This window comes from Pseudomonas sp. B6002 (assembly GCF_013385985.1).
Classification (GTDB): Bacteria; Pseudomonadota; Gammaproteobacteria; order Pseudomonadales; family Pseudomonadaceae; genus Aquipseudomonas.
Window position 1 is genome coordinate 456,680 of the sequence record NZ_JACAOY010000006.1, and the last position, 21,901, is coordinate 478,580.

At 61.1% G+C, this 21,901-nt stretch carries 19 protein-coding genes; 6 read left to right on the forward strand and 13 right to left on the reverse strand.

Going from position 1 to position 21,901, the window contains the following annotated elements:
- Positions 1-3: 3 nt before the first annotated feature.
- Positions 4-963: a MoxR family ATPase gene (locus tag HX792_RS09300; protein ID WP_123718598.1), complete on the reverse strand. Its 960-nt coding sequence runs from the start codon at positions 961-963 to the stop codon at positions 4-6.
- Positions 964-1,264: 301 nt separating this feature from the next.
- A complete protein-coding gene (locus HX792_RS09305) occupies positions 1,265-1,618 on the reverse strand; it encodes a hypothetical protein (RefSeq protein ID WP_176995789.1) in 354 nt (117 codons plus the stop codon).
- Between the two features lie 480 nt (positions 1,619-2,098).
- Here HX792_RS09305 and HX792_RS09310 point away from each other — a divergent pair, with 480 nt between their 5' ends.
- A complete protein-coding gene (locus HX792_RS09310) occupies positions 2,099-6,958 on the forward strand; it encodes an NAD-glutamate dehydrogenase (protein WP_176995790.1) in 4,860 nt (1,619 codons plus the stop codon).
- Positions 6,959-7,045: 87 nt separating this feature from the next.
- Here HX792_RS09310 and HX792_RS09315 read toward each other — a convergent pair whose 3' ends face one another.
- The 4 genes from HX792_RS09315 to HX792_RS09330 all read right to left on the reverse strand — a co-directional run bounded on the left by HX792_RS09315 (position 7,046) and on the right by HX792_RS09330 (position 11,181).
- Positions 7,046-8,074: a tetratricopeptide repeat protein gene (locus HX792_RS09315; RefSeq protein WP_176995791.1), complete on the reverse strand. Its 1,029-nt coding sequence runs from the start codon at positions 8,072-8,074 to the stop codon at positions 7,046-7,048.
- 190 nt (positions 8,075-8,264) lie between these two features.
- The gene (locus HX792_RS09320) at positions 8,265-8,951 is read right to left on the reverse strand and encodes a GntR family transcriptional regulator (RefSeq protein WP_176995792.1); all 687 of its coding nucleotides are present in this window, start codon (positions 8,949-8,951) and stop codon (positions 8,265-8,267) included.
- Between the two features lie 16 nt (positions 8,952-8,967).
- Positions 8,968-9,669: an FCD domain-containing protein gene (locus HX792_RS09325; protein ID WP_176995793.1), complete on the reverse strand. Its 702-nt coding sequence runs from the start codon at positions 9,667-9,669 to the stop codon at positions 8,968-8,970.
- 186 nt (positions 9,670-9,855) lie between these two features.
- A complete protein-coding gene (locus tag HX792_RS09330; protein WP_176996173.1) occupies positions 9,856-11,181 on the reverse strand; it encodes a C4-dicarboxylate transporter DctA in 1,326 nt (441 codons plus the stop codon).
- A 217-nt stretch (positions 11,182-11,398) separates the two neighbouring features.
- Between HX792_RS09330 and HX792_RS09335 the strand changes: the two genes are divergently transcribed.
- On the forward strand, positions 11,399-12,028 hold the full coding sequence (locus HX792_RS09335; protein ID WP_176995794.1) for a DNA-3-methyladenine glycosylase I: 630 nt from the start codon (positions 11,399-11,401) through the stop codon (positions 12,026-12,028).
- 109 nt (positions 12,029-12,137) lie between these two features.
- On the opposite strand, the gene HX792_RS09340 is transcribed toward HX792_RS09335, so the two are convergent.
- Positions 12,138-12,539, reverse strand: a complete 402-nt coding sequence (locus HX792_RS09340) for a cupin domain-containing protein (protein WP_176995795.1) — start codon at positions 12,537-12,539, stop codon at positions 12,138-12,140.
- 85 nt (positions 12,540-12,624) lie between these two features.
- On the reverse strand, positions 12,625-14,058 hold the full coding sequence (locus HX792_RS09345) for a PLP-dependent aminotransferase family protein (RefSeq protein WP_176995796.1): 1,434 nt from the start codon (positions 14,056-14,058) through the stop codon (positions 12,625-12,627).
- A 154-nt stretch (positions 14,059-14,212) separates the two neighbouring features.
- Here HX792_RS09345 and HX792_RS09350 point away from each other — a divergent pair, with 154 nt between their 5' ends.
- Entirely contained in the window at positions 14,213-14,656 is a 444-nt protein-coding gene (locus tag HX792_RS09350) for a carboxymuconolactone decarboxylase family protein (RefSeq protein WP_176995797.1), read from the forward strand.
- Between the two features lie 203 nt (positions 14,657-14,859).
- Here the strand turns inward: HX792_RS09350 and HX792_RS09355 are convergent, their stop codons facing one another.
- The 3 genes from HX792_RS09355 to HX792_RS09365 form a co-directional block, all read right to left on the reverse strand.
- Positions 14,860-15,627 (reverse strand): SDR family oxidoreductase, encoded by a 768-nt coding sequence (locus tag HX792_RS09355; RefSeq protein ID WP_094952746.1) that lies wholly within the window; start codon positions 15,625-15,627, stop codon positions 14,860-14,862.
- 9 nt (positions 15,628-15,636) lie between these two features.
- A complete protein-coding gene (locus HX792_RS09360; protein ID WP_176995798.1) occupies positions 15,637-16,704 on the reverse strand; it encodes a phosphotransferase family protein in 1,068 nt (355 codons plus the stop codon).
- Positions 16,705-16,833: 129 nt separating this feature from the next.
- On the reverse strand, positions 16,834-17,787 hold the full coding sequence (locus HX792_RS09365; protein WP_176995799.1) for a 2-hydroxyacid dehydrogenase: 954 nt from the start codon (positions 17,785-17,787) through the stop codon (positions 16,834-16,836).
- 181 nt (positions 17,788-17,968) lie between these two features.
- Between HX792_RS09365 and HX792_RS09370 the strand changes: the two genes are divergently transcribed.
- On the forward strand, positions 17,969-18,304 hold the full coding sequence (locus tag HX792_RS09370; protein ID WP_176995800.1) for a hypothetical protein: 336 nt from the start codon (positions 17,969-17,971) through the stop codon (positions 18,302-18,304).
- Complete coding sequence (locus HX792_RS09375; protein ID WP_176995801.1) at positions 18,301-18,621, forward strand: hypothetical protein; 321 nt, start codon at positions 18,301-18,303, stop codon at positions 18,619-18,621. The genes HX792_RS09370 and HX792_RS09375 overlap by 4 nt, the downstream gene beginning before the upstream one ends.
- Before the next feature lie 17 nt (positions 18,622-18,638).
- Here HX792_RS09375 and HX792_RS09380 read toward each other — a convergent pair whose 3' ends face one another.
- Both HX792_RS09380 and HX792_RS09385 read right to left on the reverse strand, forming a co-directional pair.
- Entirely contained in the window at positions 18,639-19,163 is a 525-nt protein-coding gene (locus HX792_RS09380; RefSeq protein WP_176995802.1) for a cysteine hydrolase family protein, read from the reverse strand.
- 198 nt (positions 19,164-19,361) lie between these two features.
- Complete coding sequence (locus tag HX792_RS09385; RefSeq protein WP_176995803.1) at positions 19,362-19,961, reverse strand: TetR/AcrR family transcriptional regulator; 600 nt, start codon at positions 19,959-19,961, stop codon at positions 19,362-19,364.
- A gap of 284 nt (positions 19,962-20,245) precedes the next feature.
- Between HX792_RS09385 and HX792_RS09390 the strand changes: the two genes are divergently transcribed.
- Complete coding sequence (locus tag HX792_RS09390) at positions 20,246-21,523, forward strand: serine/threonine transporter (protein WP_176995804.1); 1,278 nt, start codon at positions 20,246-20,248, stop codon at positions 21,521-21,523.
- Positions 21,524-21,901 lie beyond the last annotated feature (378 nt).

Consider the following 21,901-nt stretch of genomic DNA (forward strand, 5'->3'; position numbering starts at 1 on the left):
GGTTCAAGCGACGGCAACGACGTCGAGAATGCGCTGCACCACACGGTCCTGGTCAACACCGGCCGCTTCGGCCTCGAACGACAGAATGATGCGGTGGCGCAGTACGTCGAACAGCACCGCCTGGATGTCTTCCGGGCTGACAAAATCGCGACCGGCCAGCCACGCATGGGCGCGGGCGCAGCGGTCGAGGGCGATGGAGCCCCGGGGGCTGGCACCGTAGGCGATCCACTCGGCCATTTCCGGGTCGAACTTGGCTGGCGTGCGCGTGGCCATCACCAGTTGCACCAGGTATTCCTCCACCGCGTCGGCCATGTACAGGCCAAGGATTTCCTTGCGGGCGGCGAAGATGGCTTGCTGGCTGACGCGGCGCTCGGGCTTGGTTTCACCATTGAGCGCTTCGCCACGGGCCTGTTGCAGGATGCGCCGCTCGACGGCGGCGTCCGGGAAGCCGATTTTCACGTGCATCAGGAAACGGTCGAGCTGGGCTTCGGGCAGCGGGTAGGTGCCTTCCTGCTCGATCGGGTTTTGCGTGGCCATCACCAGGAACAGCGGTGACAGGTCGTAAGTGCTGCGCCCCACGCTGACCTGGCGCTCGGCCATGGCTTCGAGCAGCGCCGATTGCACCTTGGCGGGTGCGCGGTTGATTTCGTCCGCCAGCACCAGGTTGTGGAAGATCGGCCCTTGCTGGAACACGAAGCTGCCGGTTTCCGGGCGATAGATCTCGGTGCCGGTGATGTCGGCGGGCAACAGGTCGGGGGTGAACTGGATACGATGGAACTGCGCTTCAATGCCTTCGGCCAGCTCTTTGATGGCCTTGGTCTTGGCCAGGCCCGGGGCGCCTTCGACGAGCATGTGGCCGTCGGCGAGCAGGGCGATCAGCAGGCGATCGATGAGTTTTTCCTGGCCGAGAATCTGCGTAGAAAGAAAGGTTCGCAGCGCAAGCAGCGCTTCACGATGTTCCATCGATGACGGTTCCTGGAGAGATGAGCCCGGGTGTCGATCAAAAACACCGGGCCTGGGAGGCTTACTTTAATGCATCGAAGGGGGTGGCGACTAACGGCGCGCGGAGTATTTTTAGGAAAACTTGTAGGAATATTGTGTGGGCGCCCGCAATTGCTGTAGTGAGCGGGCTTGCCCCGCGCCGGGCGTGCCGCGATCCAAAATCCCACACCCCGGTCTCCCTGAAACACCGCAACGCCCCGATTGGGGCGGCTTCGCCACCCGGCGCGGGGCAAGCCCGCTCACTACAGGCAATGGGGCCGCGTCAGGTGCGAATGTAGGTGCCGGTGCCCTTGAGGATGTTTTGCAGGGTTTCTTCCACTTCGGCCAGGTCCGAGGCAGCGGTGGCGTGGGTGATCTCCAACTGGTCCTTGCCGCCCAGTGCGTCGGCATCGCCGGCTGCCAGTTCTACCAACAGGGTCGTGGCGCTCAGTGTGATCTTCAGCCCGTCCAGGGTCGACGGCTCGTAGTCCCAGGTCAGCTCCACTTCTTCTTCGTCCGGGTAACGGCTCAGCATGAACATCTCGCCGTTCTTGCCGTGACAGCAGAGCATGGCCATGTTGTCTTCTTCGTCGTCGCACGGGGTGGCCATCAGAGCGTCGGTTTTCAGTTGCAGCATGGGCAATCCTGTCTGGGATAAGGCGTAATGCGAGCAATTGTGCCACTGGCGCGAATTTTGTGCTGCATCCTGTGTCAGACCTCTGGCATGACCTTAAGGTAGCTATCAGTCATTTTCGGTACTCGTGGCCGTGAAAGACACCCGTTTTTTCACCGCAAAGTCAGGGTTGCAAGAGTCGCAACTCCAAGCCTGCGTACCGATGTCCGAATATGTCGCAGCGTCGCAAGCAGCTGTCTTCCTACACTCGTTAAGCTGCGCAATGGATGTGCACGTGCCTGGCGCCTGACCTGCCCGTCGTACCGTCACCCGGCAAGGTGTGCATCTTATGGAAGTTGTATGTGACCTCATTGTCTTGTCCAGCTTCACCCACCTGTCACTCCGATTCGCTATGGTTAACCTGCGAACAGAGCTGACGGTCTCCCCGCAAGGGGATAACACGCGACGCTTCCATCAATAACAAGCCCAAGCGGAGTACCACAGATGGCGTTCTTCACCGCAGCCAGCAAGGCCGACTTCCAGCATCAACTGCAAGCGGCACTGGCGCAGCACATCAGTGAACAGGCACTGCCACAAGTGGCGCTGTTCGCTGAACAATTCTTCGGCATCATTTCCCTCGACGAACTGACCCAACGTCGCCTTTCCGACCTGGCCGGTTGCACCCTCTCTGCGTGGCGCCTGCTTGAGCGCTTTGATCACACCCAACCGCAAGTGCGGGTCTACAACCCCGATTACGAACGTCATGGCTGGCAGTCGACCCACACCGCGGTCGAAGTACTGCACCATGACCTGCCATTTTTGGTGGACTCGGTACGCACCGAGCTGAACCGCCGTGGCTACAGCATCCACACCCTGCAAACCACCGTGCTCAGCGTGCGCCGTGGCGCCAAGGGCGAGTTGCTGGAAATCCTGCCAAAAGGCACCCAGGGCGAAGGCATCCAGCAAGAATCGCTGATGTACCTGGAGATCGACCGCTGCGCCAACGCCGCCGAACTGAACGTGCTGAGCAAAGAGCTTGAGCAGGTACTGGGCGAAGTGCGCGTGGCCGTGGCCGATTTCGAACCGATGAAAGCCAAGGTCCAGGACCTGCTGGCTGGCATTGATGCCAGCCAGTTCGCCATCGACGGCGAAGAAAAAGCCGAGATCAAGAGCTTCCTGGAATGGCTGGTGGGCAACCACTTCACCTTCCTCGGCTATGAAGAGTTTGTGGTACGTGACGAGGCGGATGGCGGTCATATCGAATATGACGCCGGTTCGTTCCTCGGCCTGACCAAGTTGCTGCGTGCCGGCCTCACCGCCGAAGACACCCGCATCGAAGACTACGCCGTGGCCTACCTGCGTGAACCGACCGTGCTGTCGTTCGCCAAGGCTGCACACCCAAGCCGCGTACACCGCCCGGCGTATCCGGACTACGTGTCGATCCGTGAGATCAGCGCCGACGGCAAGGTCATCAAGGAACACCGTTTCATGGGCCTGTACACCTCGTCGGTGTACGGCGAAAGCGTGCGAGTGATCCCGTACATCCGTCGCAAGGTTGCGGAAATCGAGCGCCGCTCGGGCTTCCAGGCCAAGGCTCACCTGGGCAAGGAACTGGCGCAGGTGGTTGAAGTACTGCCACGTGACGACCTGTTCCAGACCCCGGTCGACGAGCTGTTCAGCACCGTGATGTCCATCGTGCAGATCCAGGAGCGCAACAAGATCCGCGTGTTCCTGCGCAAAGACCCGTACGGCCGTTTCTGCTACTGCCTGGCCTACGTGCCGCGTGACATCTACTCCACCGAAGTGCGCCAGAAGATCCAGCAAGTGCTGATGGATCGCCTGAAAGCCTCGGACTGCGAGTTCTGGACTTTCTTCTCCGAGTCCGTGCTGGCCCGTGTACAACTGATTCTGCGGGTCGACCCGAAGAACCGCCTGGACATCGACCCGCTGCAACTGGAAAAAGAAGTGGTGCAGGCCTGCCGCAGCTGGCAGGACGACTACTCCAGCCTGGTGGTGGAAAGCTTCGGCGAAGCCCAGGGCACCAACGTGCTGGCCGACTTCCCGAAAGGCTTCCCGGCCGGTTATCGCGAGCGTTTCGCGGCGCATTCGGCCGTGGTCGACATGCAGCACCTCAACAGCCTGACCGAAGCCAACCCGCTGGTGATGAGCTTCTACCAGCCACTGGGCCAGGTCTCCGGCCAGCGCGAGCTGCATTGCAAGCTCTACCACGCCGACACCCCGCTGGCCCTGTCCGACGTGCTGCCGATCCTGGAAAACCTCGGCCTGCGCGTGCTGGGTGAATTCCCGTATCGCCTGCGTCACGCCAATGGCCGTGAGTTCTGGATCCATGACTTCGCGTTCATCGCCGCTGAAGGCGTGAACCTGGATATCCAGCAACTCAACGACACCCTGCAGGACGCGTTCGTGCACATCGTGCATGGCGACGCCGAGAACGATGCGTTCAACCGCCTGGTACTCACCGCTGGCCTGCCGTGGCGCGACGTGGCCCTGCTGCGTGCCTACGCCCGTTACCTCAAGCAGATCCGCCTGGGCTTCGACCTGGGTTACATCGCCAGCACCTTGAACAACCACACCGACATCGCCCGCGAGTTGACCCGGTTGTTCAAGACCCGTTTCTACCTGGCGCGCAAGCTCACCAGCGAAGACCTGGAAGACAAGCAGCAGCGCCTGGAGCAAGCGATCCTCACCGCCCTGGACGATGTTCAGGTGCTCAACGAAGACCGCATCCTGCGTCGCTACCTGGACCTGATCAAGGCCACCCTGCGTACCAACTTCTACCAGACCGACGCCAACGGCCAGAACAAGTCGTACTTCAGCTTCAAGTTCGACCCGCGTGCCATTCCCGAGCTGCCAAAACCAGTGCCGAAGTTTGAAATCTTCGTGTACTCGCCGCGCGTTGAAGGTGTGCACCTGCGTTTCGGCAACGTGGCCCGTGGCGGCCTGCGCTGGTCCGACCGTGAAGAAGACTTCCGTACCGAAGTGCTCGGCCTGGTAAAAGCTCAGCAAGTGAAGAACTCGGTCATCGTGCCAGTGGGTGCGAAGGGCGGCTTCCTGCCGCGTCGCCTGCCACTGGGCGGCAGCCGGGATGAGATCGCGGCCGAGGGCATCGCCTGCTACCGCATCTTCATCTCTGGCCTGTTGGACATCACCGACAACCTGAAAGACGGCGCCCTGGTGCCACCGGCCAACGTCGTGCGTCATGACGACGATGACCCGTACCTGGTCGTCGCGGCGGACAAGGGCACCGCGACCTTCTCCGACATCGCCAACGGCATTGCCATCGACTACGGCTTCTGGCTGGGTGATGCATTCGCGTCCGGTGGTTCGGCCGGTTACGACCACAAGAAAATGGGCATCACCGCCAAGGGCGCGTGGGTCGGCGTGCAGCGTCACTTCCGTGAGCGCGGCATCAACGTGCAGGAAGACAGCATCACCGTGGTGGGCGTCGGCGACATGGCCGGTGACGTGTTCGGTAACGGCCTGTTGATGTCCGACAGGCTGCAACTGGTCGCGGCCTTCAACCACTTGCACATCTTCATCGACCCGAACCCGAACCCGGCCACCAGCTTCGTCGAGCGCCAGCGCATGTTCGAGCTGCCGCGTTCGGCCTGGACCGACTACGACACCAGCATCATGTCCGAAGGCGGCGGTATCTTCTCGCGCAGCGCGAAGAGCATTGCCATCTCGCCACAGATGAAAGAGCGCTTCGACATCTCCGCCGACAAGCTGACCCCGACCGAACTGCTGAACGCCTTGCTCAAGGCGCCGGTAGACCTGTTGTGGAACGGCGGCATCGGCACCTACGTCAAGGCCAGCAGCGAAAGCCACGCCGACGTGGGCGACAAGGCCAACGACGCCCTGCGCGTCAACGGCAACGAGCTGCGCTGCAAGGTGGTGGGCGAGGGCGGTAACCTCGGCATGACCCAACTGGGTCGTGTGGAATTCGGCCTCAATGGCGGCGGTTCCAACACCGACTTCATCGACAACGCCGGTGGTGTGGACTGCTCCGACCACGAAGTGAACATCAAGATCCTGCTCAACGAAGTGGTGCAGGCCGGCGACATGACCGACAAGCAACGCAACCAGTTGCTGGCGAGCATGACCGACGAAGTCGGCAGCCTGGTGTTGGGCAACAACTACAAGCAGACCCAGGCCCTGTCCCTGGCCGCGCGCCGTGCCTACGAACGTGCCGCCGAATACAAGCGCCTGATGAGCGATCTGGAAGGCCGTGGCAAGCTGGACCGCGCCATCGAGTACCTGCCGACCGAGGAGCAGCTCACCGAGCGCGCCGCGACCGGCAAGGGCCTGACCCGTCCGGAACTGTCGGTGCTGATCTCGTACAGCAAGATCGACCTCAAGGAAGCCCTGCTCAAGTCGCTGGTGCCGGATGACGACTACCTGACCCGTGACATGGAGACCGCGTTCCCACCGAGCCTGGTCGCCAAGTTCGGCGAGGCCATGCGTCGTCACCGTCTGAAGCGCGAGATCGTCAGCACCCAGATCGCCAACGACCTGGTCAACCACATGGGCATCACCTTCGTTCAACGGCTCAAAGAGTCGACCGGCATGAGCCCGGCGAACGTGGCGGGCGCCTATGTGATCGTGCGTGACATCTTCCACCTCCCGCACTGGTTCCGTCAGATCGAAGCCCTGGACCACCAGGTTTCCGCTGACGTGCAACTGGAGCTGATGGACGAGCTGATGCGCCTGGGCCGTCGTGCTACGCGCTGGTTCCTGCGCAGCCGTCGCAACGAGCAGGACGCTGGTCGTGACACCGCGCACTTCGGTCCGCACCTGGCGGCGTTGGGCCTCAAGCTTGACGAACTGCTGGAGGGCCCGACCCGCGAAGGCTGGCAGAACCGCTACGGCAAGTACACCGAAGCCGGTGTGCCTGAGCTGTTGGCGCGCATGGTTGCAGGTACGACTCACCTGTACACCTTGTTGCCGATCATCGAAGCCGCGGACGTGACCGGGCATGACGCCGCCGAAGTGGCCAAGGCCTACTTCGCCGTCGGCAGCGCCCTGGACTTGCCATGGTACCTGCAGCAGATCAGCGATCTGCCAGTGGCCAACAACTGGCAGGCCCAGGCCCGCGAAGCCTTCCGCGACGACGTGGACTGGCAGCAACGGGCGATCACTATCTCTGTTCTGCAAATGGCCGACGCGCCACAAGACATGGAAGCCCGCGTGGCCCTGTGGCTTGAGCAGCACAAAGACATGGCCGATCGTTGGGTGGCGATGATGGTTGAAATTCGTGCTGCGGTTGGCACGGACTACGCCATGTACGCGGTGGCTAACCGTGAGTTGCTGGACCTGGCGTTGAGCGGTCAGTCAGTGCTTTAAAGCCTGGCTCTGCGTTAAAAAATCCCCGCATTCAACAATGCGGGGATTTTTTATGGGCGGCCTATCCGTCGAAGCGACGCACTGTGATCAGTACGGCGCCCCTACGATGATCAGACGCTCCATTGACTTGAATAGCGATGGGATGATTCTTTTCAGGTCGTGATCAATGCGTTCGGCGCCTGCAAACTGCGTTGGGTTCATTTGATGCCGGATTGCGTCGAGGTCCTGTGCCAGTACTTCAGCCTGTGCGTCACTAGCCAGTTTAGGCATGACGAAATTCAGAGTGGCATAAGCACGAGCGAGATCCTTTTCAAGCCCGTATGTACGTGCGGCTGTCGCGTGCCTTCGCGGAAAGTTAGATGTTCCTTTGCCACTGCGTGGCAGGTGCGCCAACGCATACCCATACTCCAGGAGTGCGTCGATCTGACCCAACTGCGCTAGCTGGATCAGCCTATGTTGCTTCTCTTTGACGTCAGCAGTGGAATCGGAGGGGAACACTCGGTCAGCCAATGCAAGCATATCGTTGCCATCTGCCGCTTTTTGCAAAAGCTCTTCAATGAGCGCGCTACGTTCTACGCTATTGGGAACCAGGTCCGGCGTCTTGCGGTAGGCTACGGCGAGCAGGAATTGGGCGTGGTGGTGGTTCTTGGCTACGGCCATGCTCAACCATTTCACCTCATCAGTGAGTTTGAAAAGAAGCACCATGGCTTCAGCGTCGCCAGCAAGTGCTGCGGGCGTCAGCAGTTCATTCGCTTTTTTCAGGGAGGCAGCGTCGCCCAGCCTCATCAGTGCCGGGACATGGTTTTGAGCGGCTGCCAACCAGAGCCATTTTCGCGTTGCTTCAGACGCTCTGCGAAAACCGCCATCGCGACTGCTCACACAGGTTGCCAGTGCGTACTGCGCCTCTGCGTTACCCTGTGCTGCTGCGACCGTCAGTGGGAGTTCGGCTTGCGCGTAATTCTCAAGAGAAAACAACTCAAACCCTGTTTTGGTGGCCGTGGTGTTCAGGTGGTCGAGTGCTGCTTGGGTGGCGGCGGCGGTCTGTGTGTTCTCTTCACTGTCCAGTTTTGTGAGCAGTGCGAACAGCGCTGGCAGTGTTTGAGTATCCATGTTCATGTTTTTACCTGTCATTGAGCACTTGAGTTGTGCCAGAACAGGTTACGGTCGCGGTTAGAGCCATAGTCGGTACATAACTAGGGTGAGCGGCACCAGGCGCCGGTTTGTTATTGCGCCCGGTGCAGGTCGCACCCAACGTGCGGGTTGGTCACGCGGCCGTTTTAGGTGGCGCTGCAGGTGACAGCCGCCGTCAGTTGAGCTTGAGTAGCCGGGTTTCCAAATGATCCAGGTGCTCCGTCATCAAGGCCACGGCGGCCGTCACATCTCGCTGTTCCACGGCGTCGACAATGGCCATATGGTCCTGCCATGCGCAGTAGGTGCAGGCGTGCGCTTCGTACTGGGCGATGATCAGCGAGGTTAGCGGTACCAGGCTGTTGAGAAACTGCGCAAGGGGGGCATTGCGTGCCATCGCCGCCAATTGCAGGTGAAATTCGCCGGACAAACGAATCGCCGGGCCACGCTGGTCGCGCTCTATACACTCGCGCTCACGGGTGATCAGCTCGCGCAGCTGGCGCACCTGGGTCGGTGTGGCGTGCACGCAAGCCAATTGCACCACGGTAATTTCGGTCAGGCGTCGGGCTTCGAGGATCTGCCGCGTTTGCTGGGCATCTGGAGCGGCCACTTGGGCGCGCTGGTTGGGGCGCAGGATGATCACTTGCTGATGGGAAAGCTTGGCCAACACGCGGCGAATCACGCTGCGACTCACTCCGAAGATTTCGCCCAGGCCTTCTTCTGTAAAACGGCTGGCTGGCGCAATACGTTGCTCGAGAATGGCGTCGAACAGGCGTGGGTAGATGTCGTCCACCGAAGGTTTTTTACCCGCGACCAGGCGCAGGGTCGGGAGAGTAGGTTCGTAGTGCAAGGCGTGAGCGGTCATGGCCAGTCTCCTAAAGTCAGCTGCCCAGGTGGTCGTCCGGGATGTTCAAGCGAATGCCCATGCGCAGGCCTTCCTGGAGGATGTGCCGACGCATCTCGGCGCTGGCCAGGGCGCTGTTCTTGTTACGAATGGCGCGCACCACGGCTTCGTTTTCCTGCAAGCGTTCCGCCAGATGTTCAGGGGAGTTACGCAGCACTTGGGCGCTTTGCTTGAGCGCGTTGCTGGTCTGTTGCACCACGTTCTGGAAGATCGGGTTGGAGGTGAGAGCGAACAGTTCTTCGTGAAAGCCGATATAGGCATTCATGCCGGCTTCGGCGTCTTCGGCGTCAAGGGCTTCGCGCATGTCCATGAGGGTGAGGCGCAGTTGGCCGACTTCCTTGCTGCTGATGGACTGGGCCACCAGGCCGACGATGAAGGGCTCGAGGGTGTAGCGCAGTTGCAGGATGTCTTCGAGGCTCGCGTCGGCGACGGCGTCACTCGATTGCGGCTCGTTGACGCTGGTTTCCAGCACCACCACGCCTTTGCCTGGCATGGAGCGCACCAGGCCGAGGGTTTCCAGCACGATCACGGCTTCGCGCAGGCTCGGACGGCTGATGCCCATCTGTTCGGCCAGTTCGCGCTGGCCGGGCAGCATTTCACCCCGGCGCCACTGGCCACGCGCCAAGGCGGCGCGCAGTTTTTCTACCACTGAATTGACGACGGTTGAGGTGCTGATCACGTCTACCTCTCCTTGATGTTGCGAATACGATTGTCAAATTGGCGACGGTCAAAATGTGGGAGCTGGCTTGCCTGCGATGACTGACTGTCAGCCAGCATCTCTGTTGCTGACCCACCGCTATCGCAGCGATGCGGCGACCCGACAAGCCAGCTCCCACATTAGATTTATGCAGCGGTTGAGAGCGGGTCAGAACTCTTGGTGGGCCGGCAGTACCGGCTTCTTGGCCTGGAAGGCATAGCCTTGCTGGCCGTCGAGCACCTTGTTGGCCCGCTGGATATCGATGTCTTTTTCCCAGCGCGCGATAGCCACGGTCGCCACGCAGTTACCGATCAGGTTAGTCAGCGCACGACCAATGCCCATGAACCAATCCACCGCCAGCACCAGCACCAGGCCCACCACCGGAATCGCCGGGATCGCCGTGAGCGTCGCCGCCAGAATCACCAGTGCCGAACCGGGAATGCCGTGGGCCCCTTTGGAGGTGATCAGCGACACCAGCAGGATGGTCAGCAAATCGGTCATCGACAGCGGCGTGCCGGTGGCGTTGGCAATGAACACAATGGCCAGGGTCAGGTAGATGGAGAACCCGTCAAGGTTGAACGAGTAGCCCGTCGGAATCACCAGGCCCACGGTGGAGCTGCCGATGCCCAGGTGTTCGAGTTTACGCATGATCTGTGGCAGCACAGCGTCGGAGGAGGCGGTGCCCATCACGATCAGCAGTTCTTCGCGCAGGTACTTGAGCAGCGGCAACATACGCAGGCCCGACAAGCGCATCACCAGGCCCAGGATCAGCCCGACAAAGGCAAAGCAGGTCAGGTAGAACAGGCCCACCAGACTGCCCAGGTGCTGCAGGGAATCCAGGCCGTAAGTGCTGGTGGTGAAGGCGATCGCACCGAACACGCCAATCGGCGCCAGGCGCACGATCATGCCCATGATGCGGAAGATGATGTGGCTCAGTTCGTTGATCAGGCGCGAAATGCCCGACGCCGCTTCGCCCACCAGGTTCAGCGCGCTGCCGAACAGTACCGAGAACAACAGCACTTGCAGCACATTGTTGTCGGCGAAGGCACCGATCACCGAATTGGGGATCAGGTCCATCAGGAACTGGCTGGTGCCGCGGATGTGCTGGCCCTTGTCGGCCAGTTCATTGAGGCCGGCGGACGACAGCTGCTCCAGGTGGATATTGGCGCCTTGGCCGATGCCGGTGCTGAACGCCATCACCAGGCCGATCACCAGGGCAACGGTAGTGAGCACTTCAAAGTAGATCACCGACTTGAGGCCGATACGCCCGACCTTTTTCAGGTCGCCGGCGCCGGAAATACCGCTGACCACCACGCAGAACACAATCAGGCCGATCAGCATTTTGATCAGCTTGATAAAGCCGTCACCCAGGGGTTTGAGTTGCGAGGAGAATTCGGGAAGGGCCAGGCCGCAGACTATGCCGAGTATCAGGCCAATCACGACTTGCAGGAAAATCGAACGCGAGCACCATCTGAGCATGGGAGGGATCTCTATTCGGTGCCCTGGTGGTTCCAGGGCTTAATTGTTGTGGTCATACCGGTAAGTCCAGTGCGGGGCCAGTCTACGCCGGGTTTTTTTGAAATCACAAGTAAATATTCAGGGGTTGACCGGTCCCGGTCTGACCAGTTGGTCGGTGAGGGCGATGCTTGAGCGGTTGGCGGGCTCAAATTTTTTTCGCTTATCATCCACGGCTAAGTCGATGAGGTGATGGATGGACAAACCAGGGCTGACAACGGACGAAAACGGGCGCACCCATTGCACCTGGCGCACGGCGGCACCGCAGTACCCGCAGTATCACGACCACGAGTGGGGCGTGCCGGTCGGGGATGACACCTTGTTGTACGAGAAGATCTGCCTGGAAGGTTTTCAGGCGGGCATGGCGTGGATCACCATCCTGCGCAAGCGCGAGCAGTTCCGGGCGGCGTTCGACGGGTTTGATTTTCGCCGGGTGGCGCAGTACGGCGAGGCGGATATCGAACGTTTGATGAGCGACCCCGGCATCGTGCGCAATCGGGCGAAGATCGTGTCCACCATCAACAATGCGCGGCGGGCGTGTGAGCTGGTGGACGAAACGGGTTCGTTGGCGCGCTGGTTGTGGGCGTTCGAGCCCGCCGAGGAAGAGCGCCCGGCCGTGGTGGACATGGCTTATTGGACGACGAACCCAACCTCACCGGCCTCGGTGCGCCTCTCCAAGGCCTTGAAGAAACGCGGTTGGACCTATGTGGGCCCGACCACGATGTATGCGCTGATGCAGGCGATGGGCATGGTCAATGACCACCTCGAAGGCTGCGCTTGCCGGCCACAGATCGAAGCACTGCGCCATCAATTCAAACGCCCCTGACAGCCCACGCTCAAACCTGTAGGAGCCCGGCTTGCCGGCGATGGCGGCCTGGGTATCACTGCATCACTTGAGGCCCGATCGCTGGCAAGCCGGCTCCTACAGGTCGGAGTCATTGCTTCAATGGAGTGAGCACCTCGGCCTTGTCATCCAGCACCATCACCACCAGCAACTTCGCCGGTTGTGTCTGGCTGGCGTTGCTCGATTCAAAGTGCCGGGAACCGGCCGGTTCGTAGAAGGTTTCGCCGACCTGGTAGGTTTTTGCCGGCTCATCATTCACCCGTGAAGTGATCGCGCCTTGCAGCACGTACGCCACGGCGGTGCCGGTATGGCTATGGGGCACGGTGGCCTGGCCGGGGGCGTAGTCGACGGTGAGCATGATGGTTTTCTTGCCAGGCACGTTGGTCAGGGCGTGCTCTTGCAGGACCTTGATCGATTCCTGGTTGTACACCGGTTCGTGGGCAAAGGCGCTGAGGGAGGCGAGCATCAGCGTGGCAGCGAGCAGTCGTTTCATGATGGGGGTTTCCGCGTAGTTCGAGACCCCTTCACCCTACGCCCGGCCCCGTGCTCGACCAATGACCAATCCTGCGGAAAACCGCCTAGCCAATCTGCTGCAGGATATCGCGCACCCGGTCCAGCGCCGGGTCGATGTCCAACAGCTCAATGGCGCCGAAGCCGATGACCAGGCCCGACCGCACCGGCACGTCATGGAAGAACACATCCACCGGGTACAGCCCCACCTCCACCTGCCGCGCCAGTTCCATCAGCAACGGGATGTTCACTGGCACCTTGCACAGCGCCGCCATGTGGAAGCCCGCCACCGTCGGCACGGCCTCGAACCACGGCGACAGATCACCCGCCAGACGTTGCAGAATGCGCTCGCGGCGTCCGGCGTACACCGTGTGACAGCGGCGGATATGCTTGAGCAGGTAGCCTTCGCTGATGAACTTGGCCAGGGCCCACTGGGGTAGGGTGGAACTGTGCTGGTCGGTCAGTTGCTTGGCCTTGAGCACCGCACCATAAATCGCCGGAGGCAGCACGGCGTAACCCAGGCGCAGCTCCGGCAGCAAGGTTTTGGAGAAGGTGCCTACATAGGTCACCACGCCTCGCGTGTCTATGCTTTGCAGGGAATCGGTGGGGCGGCCTTCGTAGCGGAACTCGCTGTCGTAGTCGTCTTCGATGATGATTGCGCCCAGCACGAAGGCGCGGGCCAGCAGCGCCTCGCGCCGCGCCAGGCTCATGGGCATGCCGAGGGGGAACTGATGGGACGGTGTCACGTAGATCAGCCGTGTGCCGTCGGGAATCTTGTCCACCTCGATGCCCTGTTCGTCCACCGGGATGCTGGCCACCTGGGCGCCCATCGCCATGAACAACTGGCGTGCCGGGCTGTAGCCGGGATCTTCCATGGCGACGATGGTGCCCGGCTCCAACACCACGCGGGCGATCAGGTCCAGGGCTTGCTGGGCGCCATTGGTCACCACGATGTTATCGGCGCGGCATTTGACCCCGCGAGAAAACGCAATATGCCCGGCAATCGCCTCGCGCAGCGCCGGCAAACCTTCGGGTTGACTGTAGAAACCGCTGTTCTGAGCGATACGGCGCAAGGCGTCCTGGGTGCAGCGGCGCCATTCATCCTGGGGGAACTGGTTGCGGCTGGTGGCGCCGCCGATAAATTCGTAGCGCAGCGTGCTGTCACGGGTGGGGTGGCGCATGGGCGAGGGCAGCGCCGCCCATTTGCCCAGGTTGGCGGCGCAGGCCAGGTCGGTGGCGGTTTGCACGCGCTCGGCCTGGGGCGCATGGGCATTGACGAACGTGCCCCGGCCGGTCTTGCCCACCAGCAGGCCCTCGTAGGTGAGGGTGGCATAGGTGTCGGAGACGGTTTTGCGCGATACCCCTAGCTGTTCGGCCAGCAGGCGGCTGGGCGGTAACTGCGCGCCTGCGGCCAGGCGCCCGGAGCCGATGGCTTCTCGCAGTTGCTGGTACAACTGTTCGGCCAGGTCCTTGCGGCCGTTGATCACCACGTGCAGTTCCATGTTTTATCCTGAGGCGCTGAATCTGCCCCAAGGTTACTCGCTCGCGTGGCGCCCTCAAAATGGTCTGTCCAGAATCCGCCCGATTGGCTATAGGGCTTGCAGCGCCTGGGCGTTAGGCTGGGCTGTCATCGCACCGGCCGCACGAGAACCGCCCATGGAACCCCGCCTGGATTACTACACCGCCTCACCGCAAGCGCTCAAGGGCATGTTGATGCTGGAAGCTGCCACCTTTGGGTTGTCCATCGAAAAGCCGTTGCTGGAACTGATCAAGATCCGCGTCTCGCAGCTCAACCACTGCGGGTTTTGTACCGACATGCACTCGATGGCAGCACGGCAGCGGGGGGAGACGGAGCGACGCCTGTTTGCACTGTGCGTGTGGCGTGACTCGCCGTTTTTCAACGGGCGGGAGAAGGCCGCATTGGCCTGGTGCGAGTCGGTGGCAATGCTGCCGACTTCAAGGGTTTCAGATGAGCTCTACACGGCAGTGCGCGCAGAATTCAGTGAGCAGGAACTGGTGGACCTGACCATGGCGGTGTCCAGCATCAGCGGCTGGAACCGCCTCGCGGTGAGCTTTCGGCAACAACCGCCAAATCCTTGAGTACACCGCCGATCAACAATGTGGGGCTTGCCCACCGCTTTCGCAGGCAAGCCAGCTCCCACAGGAGGCTGCGTAACGAAGAAGATCCACTGTAGGAGCTGGCTTGCCAGCGATGGCGGTGGGTCAGCTGCAACGCTGTTCACTGATGGATCGCTATCGCCAGCAAGCCGGCTCCTACATTGAGGTGGGTGATGCCCGCGGAATCAGGACAGGAAACCACCGTCCACATTCAGTGACACACCCGTGGTGTAGCTGGACGCATCACTGGCCAGGAACAACACCGCGCCGGCCATTTCGCTGGGGTCGGCCACACGCTTGAGGGGAATCTGCGCCAGGGCCATTTTCAGGATCGAGTCGTTCTTGACCAGCGCCGAGGCGAACTTGGTGTCGGTCAGGCCAGGTAGCAGGGCGTTGCAACGAATGCCGAACGCGGCGCACTCCTTGGCGAACACCTTGGTCATGTTGATCACGGCGGCCTTGGTCACCGAGTAGATGCCCTGGAACACACCCGGGGAGATCCCGTTGATCGACGCCACGTTGATGATGCTGCCGCCGCCGTTCTCACGCATCAGCTTGCCGGCTTCCACCGACATGAAGAAGTAGCCGCGAATATTCACGTCAACGGTCTTCTGGAAGGCCCCGAGGTCGGTGTCCAGCACGTTGCAGAACTGTGGGTTGGTGGCCGCATTGTTGACCAGGATATCCAGGCGCCCGAACTGCTCGCGGATACCGGCGAAGACCTGGGTGATCTGTTCCATTTCACCGATGTGGCAGGCCACGGCGGTGGCTTTGCCGCCGTCGGCAATGATCGCATCGGCCACGTGCTGGCAGCCTTCCAGTTTTCGGCTGGACACGATCACATGGGCGCCTTGCTGGGCCAGCAACTTGGCGATGGCTTCGCCGATGCCACGGCTGGCGCCGGAAACGAATGCGATCTTGCCGTCGAGGTCGAACAGGTGGGTCTTGGACATAGCGGTTCCTTAAAGGGACGATTTGCTGATGACGTTCAGGCTCATCTGCTCCAGCAGCTTGTTCATGTGAATGAACTGTGCAAAGCGTTTGTCCTGGGTCTGGCCATGGAAGAAGCGGTAGTAGATCTGCTGCACGATGCCGGCCAGGCGGAACAGGCCGTAGGTGTAGTAGAAGTCGAAATTGTCGATCTCAATGCCTGCGCGTTCGGCGTAATAGTCGACGAACTGGCGACGGGTGAGCATGCCTGGCGCATTGCTCGGTTGGCGGCGCATCAGTTGCACCGGCGCCGGGTCCGCCGCTTCGATCCAGTAGGCGAGGGTGTTGCCCAGGTCCATCAGCGGATCGCCGAGGGTGGTCAGCTCCCAGTCGAGCACGCCGATGATCTGCATCGGGTTGTGCGGGTCGAGGATCACGTTATCGAAGCGGTAGTCGTTGTGCACGATGCTGGAGGTCGGGTGGTCGGCCGGCATCTTGTCGTTGAGCCACGCGCGTACGGCTTCCCAGCGCGGCGCATCGGGGGTCAGGGCTTTCTCGTAGCGGTCGCTCCAGCCTCGGATCTGACGTTCCACGTAGCCTTCCGGCTTGCCCAGGTCGGCCAGGCCGCAGGCGGTGTAGTCGACCTGATGCAACTCCACGAACTTGTCGATGAAGCTTTTGCACAGGGCCTCGGTCTTGGCCGCATCCAGGCCCAGTTCGGCCGGCAGGTCGGAGCGCAGGATGATGCCGTTGACCCGTTCCATCACGTAGAACTCGGCGCCGATCACCGACTCATCGGTGCAATGCACGTAGGCTTTGGGGCAATACGGGAAGCCGTCCTTGAGCTGATTGAGAATGCGGTATTCGCGGCCCATGTCGTGGGCTGACTTGGCCTTGTGGCCAAAAGGCGGGCGGCGCAGCACGAATTCCTGGCCCGGGTATTCCAGCAGGTAGGTCAGGTTCGACGCACCGCCGGGGAACTGGCTGATTTTGGGCGTGCCGCTCAGGCCCGGGATATGGGCCTTGAGGTAGGGATCGATCAGGCTGGCATCAAGTTCTTCGCCTGGGCGAATCTGGGTCGATTGGTCGTTAAGCGCCATGCTTATCCCTTCTGCTTATTCTAAAGGCCTCGGACTATTTCCTAATCTAATGCGCGCAGCCGCCCAGCGACAAGGTCGGGGCGGCTTAATAGGTTAGCGTGTTGGATGATGATCAGCGTGCCTGATCGGTCATTTAGTGGGCGGGGGCAGGGCGACCGGCGTGAGCACCGGGCGGCCGGCGAAGTATTCCACCAGGTTGTCGGCGACGCGCTGCACGGTGTCATGGGCGGCTTCCGGTGACAGGCCGGCGACGTGGGAGGTGAGCACGGTATTGCTCAGCTTCTTGAGCGCGTCGGGCACCTTGGGCTCATCGTCGAACACGTCCAGTGCGGCGCCGCCGATCCGGCGCTGCTCCAGTGCCGTCACCAGGTCGGCGGTGACCACCACGCTGCCACGGCCGATGTTCACCAAGTAGCCGTTGGGCCCCAGTGCGTCAAGGGCGTGGCGATCGATCAGGTGGCGAGTACTGGCCCCGCCGGGCGTGGCCAGGATCAGGAAGTCCGAAGTACGCGCCAGTTCCACGGCGGTTGCGCAATAGGTGTAGTCCACGTCATCGCGAGGCTGGCGGTTGTGATAACTCACCTCCATGCCGAACCCGAGGGACGCACGCTTGGCGATCTCCATGCCCACCGCACCCAGCCCGAGGATGCCCAATTGCTTGCCACCCAGAGACGGGCGCATCACCTTGGGCCATTCGCTGCGGCGCACGGCGGCGTCTGTCTGGGGGATGCCGCGAACCAGCGACAGCAGCAGCGCCATGGCGTGGTCGGCCACCGACGGCGCGTTCACCCCGGCGCCGTTGGTCACGACAATCCCACGGTTGCTCGCCGCTTGCAGGTCCACGTGCTCATAGCCAGCGCCGATCACGCAGATGATCTCCAGCAGCGGCAAGGCGGCGATTTCTTCGGCATACAAGCCCAGCGGGCCACGGGTCAGCACCGCCTTGATCTGCCCACCATGGGCCTTGATCGCCTGGGCGCGTTCGGCAGGCGTCGGCGCCAGAATCACATGAAAGTCATTGCTCTCGATGATTTGCAGGTATTCGTTGATGGTTTCAACCAGGACCAGAACGGTGGTGGACATCGGAAGGCTCTTCCTGAAGGGTTTGAGAGGGGCAGTATGCGTGATTTGTAAGACGGAGCGTTTTGTTGGGATAGAAAATTTTCTTCTTTCGTAAGGCCTGTCTGAATTTCAAAACCGTCCGTCCAGGGTGGGTGTACTGAGCCAGACTTTGTCGACTTTCCCACCTGCAGAGACGACATGGATGCTTGTTCCTGCCACACCCGAAGAGATCGAATGGACGCCATACGGTTACAAACACTGCCCCTCAACGCTTGTCCCCTGGAGAACGGTCATCGCCAGTACAGTGGTGGGCCCGGCCAAATACCGGCCCGGCATCGCTATTGAAAAGCTGGAACGAGAGGCCTATAAAAATGGAGTGCCCACCACCAACGGAAAACCCTGGAAAGTGATGGAATGCCAGCATTGCATCGGAGCCAGTCATGGGAAACTCAGCCGCTGGGTGCGAGTAGAACTCAGTGCTGGCGCTATACATGGCCACCCGATTTCTGAACAGGAATTCATGAGGTTAACAAATTGATCGCGTTCAACTTTAGCGGTGGCACAGTCACCCATGACGATCTGTCACTGTTGCAGGACATTGCGGTGGCAAAACAAACCGACTTGCTGAAAGAAGATATGCTCCAGGTGGAGTTTGCCGGTGGACTACTACTGGATGTGGGTTGGTACCCTGAGTTTGATGCTTCGGGTGGTTTCCGGATAAATGTCATCAAGAATTTCGACTGGGATCGTCCGGTCGTGGCATTGACGGCATACGAAACCACAGAGCTTGTAGAACAACTGAACGTTGCGCAGGACGCCATCAATGGCGAACTGCGCAAGACCTCGGCTTTTTAGTAGGCGGTAGCCACGGCCTAACGCCAGACATCCACCGCTTTGACCCGCTTCACAAATGTCCCTGCCAGCGTCGCATTGTGATGCTCGATGATCGCCCTGGCGGACAGCGCCGGGGTGTCCATGCAGGTATGGCCATCCTCCGGCAACACCACCGAAAACCCCAGCTCAACCGCCACCCGGCAAGTGGTGTCGACACAGAACTGCGTTTTCATCCCGACGATCACCAACTCATCGACGTTTGCTGCCGCCAGGCGCTCGGCCAGGTCAGTGCCTGAAAAGCAGCTGGGGCGGGTTTTGCTGAACAGACAGTCGCGGGCTTCGTCTACCTCAAGGCCCGGCCACAGTTGCCAGAGCGGGCTGCCCGCTTCGATGGGGGAGCCGGCCGGGCCGGTGTGGCGAGCGACGAAGATCGGTGCGTGGGCGGCGCGGGCGCGTTGAATCAGCAGGTTGATGGTGTCGAGCACGCGCTCCCGTTCGAAGGGTTTTTCCGGGCCGTCGTACAGGCCGACTTGCATGTCGATGATCAGCAGGGCGTTAGCCATGGGGGTGCTCCTTATGTGTGCCAGGTGACGGAGCAATAAAAAGGCCCCGTCCATTGCTGGCGGGGCCTTGGGGTGATTCCGGGGTGTGTCTAGTTCATGCACCCACGGTCACCGCACGACCCGCCAGAAGCGGTCGTGGTAGTGGTGCGGGTGAGGAACAGCTGGATAAGGTTCATGGCCTGATCATGCTGTGGCGGGTCAGTGGCTGTCAACGGAGGTGTCCGTTTTCTTCTCGGGCAGAAGCGTATTTCGGGCGGCGTTGAGGAATTCTTCTGACAAGCCACTGCCTCGAGTCGCACGGGCGAGCACCAACGCGCCGACCATCATTGCGTAATCCGCCAGCATGGCCTCACGGCGGTCATCCCGCAGTTGGTCGAAGACCTCCAGCGACTGCTCGACGCCGTTGATGAAACTGTGCTGCAAGGCGGTGTCGGCCGGTTCATGGCACATGTCCGGGGTAAAGGCCGAGATCGGGCAGCCGTCGCCGGGGTTGTCGCGGTGGTGGGTCGAGAAGTACGGGCGCAGGATCGCTTCCCGGGCGGCCTGGGCGTCAGCGCTGGCGCTGATCTTGTCCTGCCAGCCGAGGTTGGATTGTTCAAATGCCTTTTGGCACGCCTCGGTGGCCAGGGCTTCCTTGGAGGCAAAGTGCCCGTAGAAACCGCCGTGGGTCAGGCCGGCGGCGGCCATCACGTCCGACAGGCTGATGCCATGCAGCCCGCGCTCACGGAACAGACGTGTGGCGGCCTCGACGATGATTTCGCGGTTGAGTTCGGCTTGTTTGCGGGAGACGCGAGGCATGGCGGGGTTCTCGGGAGAAAGGCGGGCACTGCGCTAAAAAGTACAGGAATGCCCGGCAATCTAAAATAGATTTGTTGGGGAATGTATTCCCGCAGCGGCGCTGGAGCCAGCGTAAAACGGCGCTTATAGCCACTATCGAGCGTCTGCACCGCACAACCGTTCCTCAGCTAAGTCTTTGCTTATTCAGGAGAATCCCGGACAATCGCGCCCCTATTATGGTCGGGGCGCTGCCTGTCAGGTTTTTCTGACTCGTCCCGGCTATGGAAATGCGGAGATCCGACCGGATGAATGATCAGGCCAATAGCGTCGACCAACGTTATGAGACGACACCTGCAACTCTCACAAGCTGGAGCCGCCAGGACACCACCTGGATGCTCGGCCTGTTCGGCACCGCCATTGGCGCCGGCACCTTGTTCTTGCCCATCAACGCCGGTCTGGGGGGCTTCTGGCCGCTGCTGATCCTTGCGTTGCTGGCGTTCCCGATGACGTTCTTTGCCCACCGTGGCCTGACCCGTTTCGTCCTGTCCGGCCGTGAAGGCTCCGACATTACCGACGTGGTCGAAGAACACTTCGGCATCAAGGCTGGCGCGCTGATCACCTTGCTGTACTTCTTTGCGATCTTCCCGATCCTGTTGATCTACAGCGTCGCACTGACCAATACCGTCAGCAGCTTCATGGAGCACCAGCTGCACATCATGCCGCCGCCCCGGGCGATCCTGGCGTTTGTGCTGATCCTCGGCCTGTTGGCCGTGGTGCGTTGCGGCGAGCAGGTGATCGTCAAGGCCATGAGCCTGATGGTGTACCCGTTTATCGTGGCCTTGCTGTTCCTGGCCGTTTACCTGATCCCTCACTGGACCGGCGGCATCCTCAGCACTGCGAGTGAAGTGCCGGCCCCCTCGGCGCTGCTCAACACCCTGTGGCTGGCCATCCCGGTGATGGTGTTCTCTTTCAACCATTCGCCGATCATCTCGGCGTTCGCGGTGGACCAGAAGCGCCAGTACGGTGCCCACGCCGATGAGCGCAGCTCGCAGATCCTGTCCCGCGCCCACCTGTTGATGGTGGTGATGGTGCTGTTCTTCGTGTTCAGCTGCGTGCTGACCCTGTCGCCGGCGCAGTTGGCCGAGGCGAAAGCGCAGAACCTGTCGATCCTGTCCTACCTGGCCAACCACTTCGACAACCCGACCATCGCCTTCGCCGCGCCTCTGATCGCGTTCGTGGCGATTGCCAAGTCGTTCCTGGGCCACTACATCGGCGCCAGCGAAGGCCTCAAGGGCCTGGTGGTCAAGACGGGGCGTCGTCCGGCGCCCAAGACGCTGGACCGCATGACCGCAGCCTTCATGCTGGTGGTGTGCTGGATCGTCGCCACGCTTAACCCGAGCATTCTCGGCATGATCGAGACCCTGGGCGGTCCTGTCATCGCATCGATTCTGTTCCTGATGCCGATGTATGCCATCCGCAAGGTGCCGGCCATGGCCAAGTACCGTGGGCAGGCGTCCAATGTGTTTGTCACGGCGGTGGGCCTGGTGGCGATTACTGCGCTGATTTACTCGCTGCTGTCCTGATTCCAGGCGGCAACGACACAGGCCGATTCGCGCATACCGCGAATCGGCCTTTTTTGTGCGCGCAGTATGGGTGTAATCGATTCAAACTGTGGGAGCGGCGGTGCGGCGATTCGACTTGCTCGCGAAGGCGGCCTGTCAGGCGATTTAGCGTTATTGGATGTACACGGTCCTAATGTGGGAGCTGGCTTGCCTGCGATGACTTTGGGCTGGGCGCTATAAATTTTTGGTCGGAGTACATATCCGTTGCTGCGGTAACGGCGGCTTAGGGTTCCGCCCTTACGGCGGGTCACTTTCGAAAAGCGCGAAAGTAACCAAAGCGCTCTTGCCCCACCACTCGGTGTCTCGCCTAGGCTCGACATGCCCTCACTCCGGCTTGAA